Origin of the sequence: Hyphomicrobium facile, from assembly GCF_900116175.1 — a bacterium.
Taxonomy (GTDB): domain Bacteria; phylum Pseudomonadota; class Alphaproteobacteria; order Rhizobiales; family Hyphomicrobiaceae; genus Hyphomicrobium_B; species Hyphomicrobium_B facile.
In genome coordinates, this window is record NZ_FPCH01000001.1 from 453038 (window position 1) to 468063 (window position 15026).

General features: G+C 58.4%; 16 protein-coding genes. 11 read left to right on the forward strand and 5 right to left on the reverse strand.

The features are described from left to right. Positions 1 to 186 precede the first annotated feature (186 nt). A complete protein-coding gene (locus BM399_RS02170; RefSeq protein ID WP_244531029.1) occupies positions 187 to 1122 on the forward strand; it encodes a metal-dependent hydrolase in 936 nt (311 codons plus the stop codon). On the opposite strand, the gene BM399_RS02175 is transcribed toward BM399_RS02170, so the two are convergent. The 4 genes from BM399_RS02175 to BM399_RS02190 all read right to left on the reverse strand — a co-directional run bounded on the left by BM399_RS02175 (position 1088) and on the right by BM399_RS02190 (position 3967). Then, the gene (locus BM399_RS02175) at positions 1088 to 1615 is read right to left on the reverse strand and encodes a TetR/AcrR family transcriptional regulator (RefSeq protein WP_244531030.1); all 528 of its coding nucleotides are present in this window, start codon (positions 1613 to 1615) and stop codon (positions 1088 to 1090) included. The genes BM399_RS02170 and BM399_RS02175 overlap by 35 nt on opposite strands. A gap of 386 nt (positions 1616 to 2001) precedes the next feature. Beyond that, complete coding sequence (locus BM399_RS02180) at positions 2002 to 2604, reverse strand: TadE/TadG family type IV pilus assembly protein (RefSeq protein ID WP_177228020.1); 603 nt, start codon at positions 2602 to 2604, stop codon at positions 2002 to 2004. Between the two features lie 27 nt (positions 2605 to 2631). Then, a complete protein-coding gene (locus tag BM399_RS02185) occupies positions 2632 to 3201 on the reverse strand; it encodes a TadE/TadG family type IV pilus assembly protein (RefSeq protein ID WP_092863591.1) in 570 nt (189 codons plus the stop codon). Between the two features lie 160 nt (positions 3202 to 3361). Further along, a complete protein-coding gene (locus tag BM399_RS02190) occupies positions 3362 to 3967 on the reverse strand; it encodes a pilus assembly protein N-terminal domain-containing protein (protein WP_342028733.1) in 606 nt (201 codons plus the stop codon). Between the two features lie 466 nt (positions 3968 to 4433). On the opposite strand from BM399_RS02190, the gene BM399_RS02195 reads away from it, so the two are divergent. The 10 genes from BM399_RS02195 to BM399_RS02240 all read left to right on the forward strand — a co-directional run bounded on the left by BM399_RS02195 (position 4434) and on the right by BM399_RS02240 (position 13863). Continuing rightward, positions 4434 to 4610 (forward strand): Flp family type IVb pilin, encoded by a 177-nt coding sequence (locus BM399_RS02195; protein WP_092863597.1) that lies wholly within the window; start codon positions 4434 to 4436, stop codon positions 4608 to 4610. Between the two features lie 187 nt (positions 4611 to 4797). Then, positions 4798 to 4977 (forward strand): Flp family type IVb pilin, encoded by a 180-nt coding sequence (locus tag BM399_RS02200; protein WP_092866151.1) that lies wholly within the window; start codon positions 4798 to 4800, stop codon positions 4975 to 4977. Positions 4978 to 5077: 100 nt separating this feature from the next. Further along, positions 5078 to 5587, forward strand: coding sequence for an A24 family peptidase (locus tag BM399_RS02205; RefSeq protein WP_092863600.1), 510 nt, complete (start codon positions 5078 to 5080; stop codon positions 5585 to 5587). Positions 5588 to 5812: 225 nt separating this feature from the next. After that, entirely contained in the window at positions 5813 to 6619 is an 807-nt protein-coding gene (gene cpaB / locus BM399_RS02210) for a Flp pilus assembly protein CpaB (RefSeq protein ID WP_092863603.1), read from the forward strand. 89 nt (positions 6620 to 6708) lie between these two features. Beyond that, positions 6709 to 8277 carry a type II and III secretion system protein family protein gene (locus BM399_RS02215; protein ID WP_244531031.1) on the forward strand — a complete coding sequence of 523 codons (1569 nt, stop codon included), beginning with the start codon at positions 6709 to 6711 and terminating at the stop codon, positions 8275 to 8277. Between the two features lie 19 nt (positions 8278 to 8296). Beyond that, the gene (locus BM399_RS02220; RefSeq protein ID WP_092863609.1) at positions 8297 to 9034 is read left to right on the forward strand and encodes a CpaD family pilus assembly protein; all 738 of its coding nucleotides are present in this window, start codon (positions 8297 to 8299) and stop codon (positions 9032 to 9034) included. Between the two features lie 15 nt (positions 9035 to 9049). Beyond that, positions 9050 to 10351 (forward strand): CpaE/TadZ family protein, encoded by a 1302-nt coding sequence (locus BM399_RS02225; RefSeq protein WP_092863612.1) that lies wholly within the window; start codon positions 9050 to 9052, stop codon positions 10349 to 10351. Positions 10352 to 10364: 13 nt separating this feature from the next. Then, complete coding sequence (locus BM399_RS02230) at positions 10365 to 11858, forward strand: TadA family conjugal transfer-associated ATPase (protein ID WP_092863615.1); 1494 nt, start codon at positions 10365 to 10367, stop codon at positions 11856 to 11858. Then, on the forward strand, positions 11851 to 12840 hold the full coding sequence (locus BM399_RS02235) for a type II secretion system F family protein (protein ID WP_092863618.1): 990 nt from the start codon (positions 11851 to 11853) through the stop codon (positions 12838 to 12840). The genes BM399_RS02230 and BM399_RS02235 overlap by 8 nt, the downstream gene beginning before the upstream one ends. 39 nt (positions 12841 to 12879) lie before the next feature. Then, positions 12880 to 13863 (forward strand): type II secretion system F family protein, encoded by a 984-nt coding sequence (locus BM399_RS02240; protein ID WP_092863621.1) that lies wholly within the window; start codon positions 12880 to 12882, stop codon positions 13861 to 13863. 171 nt (positions 13864 to 14034) lie between these two features. Here the strand turns inward: BM399_RS02240 and BM399_RS02245 are convergent, their stop codons facing one another. Next, positions 14035 to 14985, reverse strand: coding sequence for a tetratricopeptide repeat protein (locus tag BM399_RS02245; RefSeq protein ID WP_092863624.1), 951 nt, complete (start codon positions 14983 to 14985; stop codon positions 14035 to 14037). Positions 14986 to 15026 lie beyond the last annotated feature (41 nt).

A 15026-nucleotide genomic window follows, 5' to 3' on the forward strand; every position in this document is an offset into this window, starting at 1 on the left:
GTCTTATAACCGAATCGCAGCGCCGCAATTGGACGGAGCGTCTCTGCCGCCGCCGCCGTGCTTCCTGCAGGCTTATCCACATCCGTGCCGCATCAGGCCCTCGCCGGGGCGGTGCGAATCTGATGCTCCATTAGCCGAGGAGAGGGCCGCTAGCCAGTCCATACGTCTCGGTTTGCGAGCGGGCAAATGCGGTTGGTGGCAACCATGGCGAATTTCACCACTCACATCGCGATTGGTACCGTTGTAACGGGCGCGCTTGCAACCCTGACCCTCGCCGCGGACGTCGTTGCCCCGCAAAATCTGGTCGCGGTAACTTTAGCGGGCGTTCTCGGTTCCGTGCTGCCCGATATCGACCTCAAGGACTCGCGCCCGAGCCGGGCGATGTTCGCCGGGCTTGCGATCTTCTTTTCATTCGCGGTGCTGTTCAATGCCGCGACGGAGTTCTCCATCGCCGAGCTTTGGGTGCTATGGCTTGGAACGCTTCTCCTCGTTCGATACGGCTTGCATGCGATCTTCCATCGTATCTCGGTGCACAGAGGGATCTGGCATTCGATCCTTGCGGCGGTATTTTCGTCGGTCGCGACGGCCATCGTGTTTCGGTATCTGCTCGGCAAGCCCGAGGGCGTTTCGTGGCTCGCCGCCGCGTTCATGTTCGTCGGCTATATCACGCATCTGACGCTCGATGAGATCTATTCGGTCGACGTGATGGACACGCGCATCAAATCGTCATTCGGCACGGCGTTGAAGTTCTTCGATCGCCGGCATCTCGGTGCTTCGCTGGCGATGGCGGGGGCCACTGCTGCGGCGATCATGATTTCACCGCAGACAACGACATTCGTCGAAGGGCTTAGTTCGCGCAGCATGTGGACGGGCTTGCAGCAGCGGATGCTGCCGACCGATAAGTGGTTCGGAATCGTTCAAGCTCCGCACTTCGCAAGCCGCAAGCCCGATAGCGCGAGCGGTATAACGACGAGTTCGATCGGCGAGCATTCTGTCGATCGTCCTGGAGAGGCGAAGGACGCCGCGGTTCCAAGCGTGCAGCCTCAGCCGGCGGCAGAAGCGGCACCGCTTCCGGCTCCCGCTCCGGCTAGTGATGTGCTGCCTGGCAGCGCAAACCCCTAATAAAGATGGTCGTCAATTCCTTGGCGAATGATTGCGCGGTCGCGGGCGTGAGGTAGACGCCCTTTTCGGTTGCTGCAATCGCCGTAATGCCGTTGAGGCCAGCCCAGAGGGCGCGTGCCATCGCATCGAGGGATTCGCGCGATGCATCCGGTGCGATTGGACCGAGTTGGTCTTTGACGATATCGATGAGGCTGTTTGTATAGTCGTGAAGAAGCACTGGCACGCTGCTTCCAGGCGGCAGGCTGTGCGCCAGAAACAGATTCCACATGCGGCGATTAACGAGGGCGAAGTCGACGTAGCCGTGCGCCAAAGCCTCGACGTTCTTTTCCCGATCCGGTCCGAGCGGAACGCGCTTCATATGTTCAAGGGTGCGTCCCATTAACTGCACTTGCAGCGTCAGCAGAACGTCATCGAGGTTTTCAAAGATATTGTAGAGCGTGCCGGGCGAATATCCGATCATGCGCGCGATTTCGCGTGCCGAGAGGCCCGTCATTCCATTGCGTTCCACAATGGTTTGCGAGGCATCGAGAATTAGCTGACGCAACTCCTCCGGCGAATGAACGGATCTTCGTCCCATAAGGTGGCAATCCCTAGCGCACTTTTAATTATGATGAGTAAACTGTACCGGATGGTTGCAACAAGACAAGGGTCTGCTGGCGCGTCACTAGAAAGGAATGCTCAATTTCGTGCGTGTAGCGAAAAAAGTTTTCTTAGCGCTTGCGATAAACGAGGTATTTAAGATAATGGAGTGCTCAATAATCGAGCATAGGAGGATTAATTTCCTCCGTACCCGGATTAATTAAAAAAAGTATTCGAATTTCATTTGTGGTTGATGCGCCGAGCGCACACACCGCAGAAATTTCGAGGTGAATGGGCCAATTAGGTCGGGCAAACCGAATTTTGGGTCGCCTGACCGTAGAAGACCGAGCCGAATCGAGGGGCAAACGTCGCTGTATCGGTCCAGGTCATGTTCTTTATGACGCTCGGCAGCAGGTCCTTCAGCAGCGGCGAAAACTGATATTTGGCGTCGATGACGATTGCGGCGTCGCCCTTCGAAAGGAGGTTGGCCGGAACCAGCTTATTGGCGGTGTACGTCAGCGAGCATGGCTGAGTGATCATGGAATTGTAGGCGTAAGACCATTCGATTCTGGTCTTCGTGGCATCGGTACTATTGGCCCTGAATTGATAGATGCCCATCTGCATTGTGCTGGAGCTGTACGGCGACATCGCCTGGACGGCTGCGACCATGATGGCATTCAGCTGATTTTTTGCTTCCGTACTCGTCGCGCCGAGCTGCTGCTCGCGGGCCACGAGGTCGCCGATCATCGCCGTCGCTTTCTGGAAGCGCTTGTGAATGATCAGCGCACGCGTGATTTCAAATGTGCCGAAAGTCATCAGCAGCAGCACGGGCGCGAGAAACGCGAACTCGACCGCTGCGATGCCTGATCTGTCGCGTAGCAGCGAGCGGAATTGAGAAATCAATCGAGAAAACCCAAATTGATGCATGGCTCAATTGCTCGGGTAGGGTTCGCTGCGGAAAGCAGTAGCGGTTTGCATCATCGTCGTGCCGTCGGGAGCGTTGCCAAATTTGACCAAGGGGAGCTTGGCAGTGAAGTCCCATTTATAACAGGTCGTGACGATCACGATCTGGCTCGCGGTGCCGGTGTAAATGGCGATGAGGTCCGTCGGCTTCATGAGCAGAGACAGGTTTTTGGTGTTGTCCAAACATTTGTACGGCTGGATACCGGTATTCCAATTATCCGCAGCCTGCGCAAAAATCTGAAGTTTATTGCAATCGATCCACGCGCCTGCCCCGGTGCAAATTTTCTTTCTGAACTGATCGACGGTCATTTTCTGAGTGACGGCTTGTCCGGTTCGAATAAGGCGGCTCGCCTGGTCCATGCCCTTTTCGATCGAACTGATAATGAAAAAATAGAAGGCGCAGCCGACGAGGCCGAGGATGAACATCATGAAGGGCGTGGCGACGATCGCAAACTCAATCGCGGTCGTGCCATTGTCGTCGCGCTGAAGGCGACGAAGGCCGCGAAGATTCAAAAGCGGCTTGATGCCCGCCGTCATTGCGCTCAAGATCCCTCATCAATGCGTTGCGTTGAGAGGTAGACCTGGAACATTAAAAGCGCATTTATCGAAAGATCTTTCCTTTGGCGCGGTTCACAAAGCGTTAATCGGATTCAGCACGGTGCCTCTGGGAACGGGGCCGCTCCGCCCTGCTCCCTCCCTATTGCTGGTTGTTTGCGTTGGCACCCTGATCGGCTGAGCCTTCGGAGAACTTCGTCTTGCTGGTGTTTGCCGACTTGACGTTATCAAAGAAGTCCTTCTCGTCGCCGATTGTTAGCGTCGGCTCGCAGTTGGGCGTGCAGGCGTATGTGAAGCGCTGACTTCCTTTATGCAGGTTGACGATTCTGCGATCGTCGCGCTCCACCATCACCCGCTGGTCCTGGATAACGTTGTGGTCGTTATCGAGGGCGATGATGTTCGTTATTCCGAACGTCTTGCCGGTCACGACGACCAAGTTGCCGTCTTGAAGAGTGACGTCCGCGATCGAAGGATTGCCCACGATAATCTCAGATGCCGGTCTTGGAAGCCGCAGCAATTGGGATTGATCGTACCGTACGACCAAGTCGCCGGCGGCGGCCGGCATACCAGCCAATGCAATGAGACTCGCACACGCGATGCCGCGAATGGCCCTTTGCGGCGTTGCGGTTCGTCTAGATCTTCCGAGCATTTGACATCCGGCTATCTCGAGGAAGAGATAATTACCGCACGAATTAGTGAAGGAACTGGTAATAGCCGTTTCAATCGAGCGCGGAGTTGCCCTCGGCATGATCCTACAGGTTGCGGTGCGTCATTCGCCGGATCGGAAAAGTTACTTGAGTTGAAGGTGCGCCCGTGAATGCAGGCCTTGTTCATCCAAGGTCACGCACAGCTGCGCCCCGGATCGCAGGGCGGAAAATGGCATAGCTTATACTGTATCCCCATCTCAATCAGACGCAGATAGCAAAATAATTAAGCAGTATTAACTAATGAATGCTGCTGATATTGGCGTATTTATGCGGTTATTTGTGATTTAGTAACAAGAGTGATCTGGTTATTTCTGTAACTATACTTGTAATTCTTGCAAAATATCCGTCGTTCATTTGGGCTTTAGTCGGATCATCCGTGCAACCTGCGCGGTTTTACCTGAATTTAATTTTTGAGCATTATTGTCGCTAAAGTTCGCTGGCGAGGACGGATCCCCCCGGCGAAGCAGGATTGGACACTACACTTCAGACTGGTTTGGGAGAGTACAGATGAACTTGTTTTCGCGTTTCATGAATGACGAGTCGGGTGCAACGGCTATCGAATATGGCCTGATCGCTGCGATCGTCGCTGTCGGCATCATTGCTTCGCTCGGCACTCTTAAGACGGCGCTGGTCGGCACGTTCGATAAGGTAAAAGATCAGCTCACCACCTCGAATGCCGGCTAAGTAAGGCAACTCGCCTTTCTAGGTTTGCGGATAAGATGCGCTCGGAAAAACAGCTCCGGGCGCATTTTTTTATCTGAGAGGAAATGCTCCGTGAATTTTATGCGGCCACCGGCGATTAAGATCTCTGCGCTACAATTTCCTCATGGAAGGCGCTTGGCTTCGGCTCCGACAGCATAAGGTAACCGACATGCACAAAAGGTTCGTCCGGAGCTTTCTAAGCAATGAAAGCGGCGCAACATCTATCGAATATGCGTTGATTGCCGGTATCGTTAGCATTTGTATTGTAGGCGCCCTGACCCAGATTTCTGGCATCTTGCAGGGTACGTTCACGACCATCGCCTCGCATTTTACGGCGGCCAATCAATAGCGCGCAATCGAGAGCTGGGGTTTCCGGGCCGTTAGGCGCGCTTTTACTCAAATGCTGCATTCTCGCAGCGTCTTTTTGCATCCATCTAGGGTCTCTGCACATGGCGTCGCTCGCCCCAATCCTGCTCATGACGTTTCCAGTTGCGATGGCGTTTGCCGCGGCCAACGATCTCTTCACGATGAAAATTCCGAACAAGATCTCGCTGGCGCTCGTCGGTGGATTTCTCGCCGTGGCGCTGCTCACGCGTATGCCGCTCGAGACTTTCGGCACCAACCTCGCAATCGGGTTCGCGATCCTCGGCGTGACGTTCGCGCTCTTCTCGTTCAATCTACTCGGTGGCGGAGACGCCAAGCTGATCGCCGCGGGAAGTGTTTGGATCGGCGCAAATCACATCATCGAGTATCTTCTCTTCGTCGCGATTTTCGGTGGCGCGCTTTCGCTCGTAATCCTCGGATACCGCAACTGGTTTCCGGCTCAAAAGCTCGCTCTTCCGGGCTGGGCACTGCGTCTCCATTTGCCCAACGGTCCCATCCCCTACGGCATCGCTGTCGCTGCTGGCGGCCTCGCGATCTTTCCGGCGACTGATATTTTTCTTTCTCTCGTCGTCTAGTTTTCCCTGTCGGCGTTTTCGACGCGCGTGCCCCCCGCGAGCCGACGGCAAGCGCCGATCATGGGATGTTGAGTGCGCGCCGCACGAGCGTTTACGCCTCGATAACTGTCTCTACAACGTTTCGGCCCCTTAGCCTCGCTTCGAGACAGAGATTAACCTCAAATTGACAATTGGCCGTCATCGTCCCGAGCAGAACGATTTGTGCTCTCGGGGACTACGGGGCGGATGAAACGGGCTCAGCTCATTGGATTTTCGGTGGCTTCAGGCGCCGCCATGCTCGCGTATTACGTGGCGAGCGCTTTCGTGCGCCCGCCGCCGGCCCCAATCACAGTCGAGAAGACGGTCAACAGCACTGACGTTCTAGTTGCCGGAACCGATATCTCTGTCGGGCAGATCGTCAACGAGGGAGGCTTCCGTTGGGTCTCGTGGCCCTCTGAAGCCGTCTCCGCGAGCTACATCACCAAGCAGAGCGGCGGGCAGTCGATCATGCATAATCTCTCGGGTTCGGTGGCGCGCTCGCCGCTGCTCGCCGGAGAGCCCATAACCGCGCAGAAGTTGATCAAGGCGGGGCAGGGCGGCGTTCTCGCTGCGATCCTGCCGCAAGGCATGCGCGCCATCTCCACGAAGATCAAAGCCGAGACGGCGGCGGGCAGCCTCATTCTTCCCAACGATCATGTGGACGTCATTCTGATCCGGCAGGTGCGGGGACGCAGCGGCCAGGACGCAAGCGTCGTCGACACGCTGTTCCGCAACGTCCGTGTCATGGCAATCGGTCAGCAGATCGAGACCAAGGAAGGCAAGAAGGCAGCGGACAGTTCGGCGACGACGGCGACGTTGGAACTGACGCCGCGCCAAGCGGAGATGATGGCGCTCGCGAATTCGATGGGCGAGATCACTTTGTCCCTTCGCAGCGTTGCCGATTTAAGCACCGACCCGGCGCGGGCCGGTGGTGTCAGTCTCGACAAGCCTAAAAACAATTCCGTGCGCATCGTTCGCTACGGAGCCAAGTCGCGTGTGTATGGCGTGAACTGAGTAAATGATTAATCAGTGGTCGTCATAGGTTTAGGGTCATGCGCTGTAATTCCGGATTTTCTTGGCGCGCTCGGCTGCGCGCCGTCGTAATGTTTTTTGGCGCGACGCTCGTCTTTTCGGCGGCCGTTGCGCAGCCGCCAGAATCCGACGAGATGTATCGTGATCTTTCGGCGGACGCAGGACGTCACCAGTCGTTCATTCGCATCCAGGACACAGGCGGCCCCATCAGGAAAAGCCTGAAGATCGGCATGGGGAAATCTGTGCTGCTCGAATTCCCGCGAGATGTCCGTGACGTGATGGTGTCGAACCCCGCCGTCATCGATGCGGTGGTCCTGAGCTCCAACCGCGTCTTCCTGCTCGCCAAGGGGACCGGCGAAGCAAATGCCTTCTTCTTCGATACATCGGGCGCGCAGTTCGCGACCATGGAGCTCTACATCGAGAGAGAGACGGCGGGACTGCAATCGCTCCTCAACCGGATCATCACCGGTGCTTCGATCAAGGTCGAGATGCTCAATCAGACAGTGATCCTGACGGGAAGCGTCAAGAGTCCAATCGATTCGACCCGCGCCGGCAATATCGCAGGCCAGTTCATCTCGCAGCAGCTCACCAGCACGTCCATCAACGTCAAAGAGGGCGTTTCGACAGCCGAGAGCGAGAGCAATCAGCTGAAACAAGCCGTCATCAACATGCTGACGGTCGAAGCCGAAGAGCAAGTGATGCTTAAGGTGACGGTCGCGGAAGTTCAGCGGACAGCTCTGAAGCAGTTGGGCGTCAATCTTGGCGGAATGCTGCAGTCGGGAAGCTTCTCGACAACGCTTCTGACTGCGAACTCATTGCCGATATCGACAGCCCAGGGTCTCGGATCGCTTCCGACGTTCGGACTTCCGGCGGCTGCGGGTGCAGCCTGCGCCGCCGGCGCACCGATATGCCCGTTCAATCCCGGTCTCACCAACGGCGCCCTCGGCAACAGTGGTCTGCTGTCGGGCTGGGGTTCGGGCGCCAATCAAATCCAGTCGGCGATCCGGGCGTTGGAGCGGGACGGTCTGATCCGGACGCTGGCCGAACCGAACCTGACCGCCATTTCGGGTGAGGCAGCCGAATTCCTCGCAGGCGGCGAGGTGCCGTACGTCACTGGCGTCGACACGCAAACGGGCGTGAGCGCCGTTGCGTTCAAGAAATTCGGCGTGCAGCTTGGCTTTACGCCGGTCGTGCTTTCTGAAGGCCGCATCAGTCTGAAGATCGACACCAGCGTCAGCGATATTTCGCGCTTCATCGGCAGCAATCCGGTGCTCGATACGCGCCAGGCAAAAACGGTTGTCGAGTTGCCGTCCGGCGGATCGCTTGCCCTCGCAGGCCTCATCAGCACGAAGACGCAGCAAAATATCGACGGCCTGCCGGGCGCCAAGGACATTCCAATTCTCGGCACGCTGTTTCGCAGCCGCGATTTCCAAAACCAGGAGTCGGAGCTCGTCGTCATCGTGACGCCTTACCTGGTGCAGCCGACCTCGCGTCAGCAGCTTGCTGCGCCGACGGACGGGTTGGCGCCGGCGACGGACCTCAAGGCGGACTTTCTCGGTCATCTCAACAGGATCTACGGCAAGAGCGAAGCGATGCCTTCCGGCGGTCTCAAGGGTGATTACGGTTTTATCGTCGAATAAACTGGGACGCAGACGCATCATGCCGATCAAGTGCACGACCGACCGCGGGCCCCGGAAGTTAGGCTCGGGCTTCGCCAAAGTTCTTTTCATCGCGCTGCTTCCGCTTGTGGTCGCCGGGTGCCGTCGCGATGCTCCCGGCCCTCAGGTTGCGGGCTGGTCCGTCATCGATCCCGAGCAACGGCATCCGATCCTCGTGTCGCAACAGCCAGCGACGCTCAATCTCAGAATCGCCGCGAGTTCCGATGGTCTCACTCCCGCGCAGCGGGCGCGCGTTTTGGAGTTCGCCGGCAGAAGCAGGGCTTCGGATGCCGGAAACAGCCGCATTGTCATTTCGGCTCCGGGCGGTTCGGCGAACGAAGGCGCAGCGATGCAAGCAGCTGATGAGGCGCGGCGGCTGATGATCGAAACCGGCTATTCCGAAACGTCGATCGCGGTCGAGGCCTATCATGCCGACGGCCGGGATGCGCCGTTGCGGTTGTCTTATATGCGCTACGTGGCCGAGGCGCCGGAGTGCGGACAAGACTGGTCGGAAAATCTCGCGCGGAACTATCAAAATACGCCGTATCCGAACATGGGCTGCGCGGGACAACGCAATCTCGCCGCCATGGTGGCGAACCCGGCTGACCTGCTCGGTCCGCGGACGATGACCGCCCGAGATGGGAACCGCCGGGACGACATGTATTCCAAATACGTGGCGGGTAAGCCGCTCGGCGCCGCTGCGGAAGCCGTGACGAGCGCCAAGTCCACCAGCAATTGATCTTTCGGAGGCGACATGTCCAAGCACGCTCCAGCCGGCCCGAGCGAGGATCCGATCCTCGAAGATGGCGGCTCGCCTGAGCTCCATCCGGCCGATCGCGCACGTCCCATACCGCGCATTTCCATTCAAGCCTTTTGCGACGACCCGAAAGTTGCCGACGCGCTTCAGTATGCGGCCAACGATCGCCGCCTGTCGAAAGCGCACGTCAGCGTCCACATGGGCGGCATCGGCGCTGCCGTCGCACACTATCTCGATAGCCCGACGCCCAATTTGATCATTCTCGACAGCGCGCTCAACGCCAGCCAATTGCTTGCCGAACTCGACAGATTGGCGGAGAGCTGCGATCCCGGGACGAAGGTCATCGTCGTCGGACGGCACAACGATGTGCTCCTCTATCGCGAGCTCTTGAAGCGCGGCGTTGCGGAATATCTCGTCGCGCCGGTGGATCCGATGGGGTTGATGGAGAGCATTTCCAATCTCTACAACAATCCGGAAACCGATCCTGTCGGCCATGTCTTCGCGTTCATCGGGGCGAAGGGTGGCGTTGGTTCCTCGACCATTTGCCACAACGTGGCGTGGACGATGTCGGAAGTCTTGAAATCGGACGTCACGATCGCCGATCTCGATCTCGCGTTCGGCACCACCGGCCTCGACTTCAATCAGGATCCGGTTCAGGGCATCGCTGAAGCATTGGCGACGCCGGAGCGTCTGGACGACCAGCTGCTCGATCGCCTGCTGACGAAATGCTCGCAGCATCTTTCCATTTTTGCGGCGCCCGTTGTGCTCGACCGTGACTACGACATTTCGCCCGAGGCCTGCGCCATCGTCATCGATGTGGCGCGCCAGAACGTGCCGTTCGTTGCCGTCGATCTGCCGCACGGGTGGTCGCCGTGGTCGAAGCGCGTCTTGCTGCAGGCTGACCAGGTCGTCATCACGGCCGTTCCCGATCTTGCAAACCTGCGGAACGCCAAGAACATCATCGATCTTCTCAAGGCATCGCGCAAAAACGATGAGAAGCCGCACTTGATCCTGAACATGGCGAACGTGCCGAAGCGCCAGGAAATCAGCGTCAAGGAATTCGAGCAAGCTCTCGGTCTCAAGGTCATTTCGGTGATCGACTACGATTCCGAAACCTTCAGCCAGGCGGCGAACAACGGGCAAATGATCGGCGAGTTCAACTCGAAGGCGAAGTCGATCGAGAAGTTCCACGAATTAGCGTTCAGGCTAACGCGGCGTAAAGACACTAAAGCCGAAAAACAGAGTTCGCCGCTGTCGGCCATCGCGCCGATTCTGGAGAAGTTGAAGCTCAAGCGTTGAGGACCTAAGCCCCATGTTCGGTAGGCGCTCGAACGATCAATCGTCAGAGAGGCGCGTTGCGCCGCAGGCTCCTGAACCGCAGGCGGCCGCCGCCGTTATCGAACCGCGCGCGTCGACGCCTGCGCGGGCTCCCGCCGCGCCGAGCCCCGCGCCGCAGCGGGCAGAGCCTGTGGTCGAGTCCCAACGGCGGCACTCGGAAGAGTACTACGACGTTAAGACGACCGTCTTCAACGCGCTGATCGATACGATCGATCTCACGCAGCTGTCGAAGCTCGACAACATTGCCGCGCGCGAAGAAATTCGCGATATCGTCAGCGAAATCATTCAAATCAAAAACGTCGTGATGTCGATTTCCGAGCAGGAAGAGCTGCTCGAAGACATTTGCAACGACGTGCTCGGTTACGGCCCGCTCGAGCCTCTTCTGGCGCGCGACGACATCGCCGACATCATGGTGAACGGCGCCGGCACGACGTTCATCGAGGTCGGCGGCAAGGTTCAAAAGACCAACGTCCGGTTCGCCGACAATCAGCAGCTCATGAATATCTGTCAGCGCATCGTCAGCCAGATCGGCCGGCGGGTCGATGAATCGAGCCCGATTTGCGACGCGCGTCTTCCCGACGGATCGCGCGTCAACGTCATCGCGCCGCCTCTCGCAATCGACGGTCCCGCGCTCACTATCCGTAAATTCAAGAAGGATCGTTTGCGGCTCGAGCAGCTGGTCAAGTTCGGATCGATTACGCCGGATGCCAAGACGATCCTCGAGATTATCGGGCGCGTACGGTGCAACGTTCTTATTTCCGGCGGCACGGGTTCCGGCAAGACGACGCTTCTCAACTGTCTCACGGGTTCGATCGACGACGACGAGCGCATCATCACATGCGAGGACTCGGCCGAGCTTCAGCTGCAGCAGCCGCACGTGGTGCGTCTCGAAACGCGGCCGCCCAATCTCGAAGGCGAGGGCGAGATCAAGATGCGCGATCTCATCAAGAACTGCCTTCGTATGCGTCCGGAACGCATTATCGTCGGCGAGGTCCGCGGACCCGAAGCGTTCGATCTTCTGCAGGCGATGAATACGGGCCACGACGGTTCGATGGGCACGCTGCACGCCAACAGCCCGCGCGAAGCGCTGAGCCGTCTCGAGTCGATGATCATGCAGGGCGGTTACGCGCTGCCGATCAAGACCATTCGCGAGATGATTTGCGGTTCCATCGATATCATCGTTCAGGCTTCGCGCTTGCGTGACGGCTCGCGTAAAATCACGCACATCACCGAAGTGATCGGCATGGAAGAAGAGACGATCACTCTGCAGAACCTGATCATCTATGAAATCACGGGTGAGGACGCGCACGGCAAGCTGATCGGCCATCACCGGTCGACCGGCATTACGCGGCCGCGCTTCATGGAGCGCGCCGAATATTACGGTGAGACGGAACGCCTGACGCGCGCGCTTGTCCAGTCCGAGATCGAAGACAAACACGGCAGTCCGCTTGGTGATCGCAATGGGTGACGTCGATCTTTTTTCGATGATGGTGCCACTGCTGGCGGCGCTCGCATTCGCCGGGGCGGTCTTCGCGATTGCGTATCCGTATTTTGCGGACGACCGGCAATCGAAGCGGTTGGAGAGCGTTTCCGGTGCACGGAGCTCGCGCCTTTCGGGTGTCGCAGGCGATCTGCAAAGCAGCCGACGGAAGTCCGTTGCCGATACGCTGAAGGAACTCGACGACCGCCAGAAAGCCGACAAGAAAGTGACGCTCGGTCTGCGGCTGATGCGGTCCGGCTCGAAAATGACGCCGCGGGAATTCTATATCGCCAGCGCGCTGCTCGGCGGGCTCTTCGCGTCGATCGCGATATTCATTATGGGGATGCCGTTAAGCGGTGCGGTCGTCGCGGCGATCGTCGGCGGGTTCGGCATGCCGCGCTGGATCCTCAATAAGATGATCAGCCGGCGTCAGCAGAAATTCGTCGCGCAATTGGCGAACGCCATCGACGTCGTCGTGCGTGGCATCAAGTCCGGCCTGCCGTTGAACGAATGTCTTCAGGTCATTTCGCGCGAAAGTCCGGAGCCGCTTGCCGGTGAGTTCCGCGAAGTCGTCGAGCAGCAGCGGCTTGGTGTTTCCATCGCGGATGGCTTGGAGCGCATGTGCGATCGCATGCCGATATCGGAAGTGCGCTTCCTGACGATCGTCATCGGCATTCAGCAGCAATCCGGCGGCAACTTGTCTGAAGCGCTCGCAAACCTTTCGAACGTTCTTCGTGACCGGCAGATGCTGGCGCTCAAAGTGAAGGCGCTTTCCGCTGAAGCAAAAGCGTCCGCAATGGTGCTCGCCTCGTTGCCGCCGGGCGTCATGACAATGGTTTATCTTTCGTCTCCCGATTACATCATGCCGCTTTTCACGACGACGATAGGGCACTTCATGGTTGCGGGCGGCGCGACGTGGATGATGGCGGGCGTGCTTATCATGAAGAAGATGATCAACTTCAAGTTCTAGGCTTCTGCTCGTGCAGACAGACATGCTGGCGGTATAGCGATGTTGTCGTTCGTCGACGTTGTAATGGATCCGCAATTCATCGCGACGGTGCTGGCCGCCGTCTGCGTGTTCGCGACTGTTCTAACGGTCGCGCTGCCGATGTTGCAGCGCGACCAGATGAACCGGCGCATGAAGGAAATGGCCATCGAACGCGGCAAGATGCGTTCGGCCCGTCTCGCGGAATTGGCGACGAAGGATCGTCCGCAGAGCGGACGGTTGAGAGCGACGCCGAAGGGCTTCATGCAGCAAGTCGTCGATCAGCTGAAGCTTCGCGAGCGCTTCGACAATGAGGAATTGCGTGAAAACCTGAAGCGTGCCGGTCTTCGCGGGCAGGCGAATATCGTGTCCTTCATGTTTTTCCGCATTGCTGCGCCGATCGTGATCTTCTTTTTTGCGCTGTTCTATCTCTTCGTTCTCTACGACAGTGGCTACTCTGCGCTCGTCAATGTCTTGATGGCGTTAGCGGCGGGATTTCTCGGCTTTTACGTGCCGAACATGTTCATTTCCAACCGCGTTCAGAAGCGGCAGATGGCCATCAAGCAAGCGTGGCCGGATGCGCTCGACATGCTTTTGATATGTGTGCAATCGGGCATGTCGGTCGAGGCGGGCTTTGCGAAGGTCGGCAAGGAGATCGTCACTCAGTCGGTCGAACTCGCCGAGGAAATGATGCTGACGACGGCAGAGCTGTCGTACCTGCAGGATCGCAGGCAGGCGTATGAAAATCTGGCCAAGCGGACGGGACTTCCGGGCGTCAAATCGGTGATGACGGCGCTTGTACAAGCCGAGCGTTACGGTACGCCGGTTGGGCAAGCGCTCAGAACGATGGCGAAGGAAAACCGCGAGATCCGGCAGTCGGAAGCCGAACGGAAGGCTGCCGCCTTGCCGCCGAAGCTGACCGTTCCGATGATCGTGTTCTTCTTGCCCGTGCTTTTCATCGTCATCCTTGGTCCGGCGGGCATCAGCTACATGCAGATGGAAAAGTAGATCCGGCGTCGCCGCGTTTTAGATTAGTGTCGCGTTGGCCCTGGCCCCTTTCGGTGGCCGGGGCCTTTTTTTCTGACGCGGCAATGGGCGCGCGAACGCAAACAGCCGGCGCAATTCGCCGGCTGTGCACTGCTTGGATTGTGATCTGGTGTGTGTGCGTGTCGCTCGACGTCAGTGCGCGATCGGCAGCGCCTCGTCGGTGCTCGTCTGCCAGACGCCTTGCGTCACGGGCAGGGAGCCTGCCGTCACCGCCGCGTTCTGAACGGGAGCGGCTGCGCTGACCTGGGTATTGGCGGCAAAGCTTCGCGCGTCCGGCATCTCGGTCGTCGGCTCGATCTTCACCATCTGCTTCAGGTAAGCCGCGTTGGCGGATGCGGTGTCGGTATTGAGGACGCCGGAGGCGACGGCTTTCGATTCGTCATAGCGGCCCTGGAGCCCCAGTACGAGCGCGAGGTTTTCGCGCATTTTCGGGGTCGCTCCGGACGAGGACACCGCCTGGCGGAGCAGACCCTCGGCCTTCTTGGGATCGCCGTTCATCGCATAAGCCATCGCGAGGTTGTTCGTGACGGTTGGATTGTTGGGTGAAAGCGTCAAGGCGCGCTCATAGAATGGGATCGCATCGGTGTACTTGCCCTGCTTGGCCATGACCGTGCCGCGCGCCGAGACGATGCGCCAATCGGGTTTCGTCGGGTCGTCGGCCATCGTCAGCATCTGATTGGCGACGCCGACTTGATCCATTTCGAGCGCGAGGCGTCCGTATTCGCTGGCGACTTCCGGATTGTTGCCGTGAATGAGGCTGACCTGCTGAAGGACGGCGAGAGCCTTGTCCTTTTCGCCGAGGGCTTTCAGATTTTTGGCATAGTTGAGCGCCGGGCGAAGTTCGGTCGGCTTCTTGTTGTATTCGTTGCCCCAGTAGATCGTGGCCTTCTGCAACTCGTTTTGTGGAGACGACGGGCCCGCATCAGCCGTCTTGGTGTCGTTCGGCTTCATGGCGATGCTCGGCAGCAGATCGGTCGACGCGGAGCAGGCGCCCAAAAGCAGGCTCGCGGTCAGGGCCGCGAGGGTGCCAAGGCGCCGGGGCCGCAGCACTGCACATGCGAGGGGATGCTCAAAACGCGTCATGAAAGTCTCCGTAGGGGATTGATTCGCCGTTCCCCTGGCGA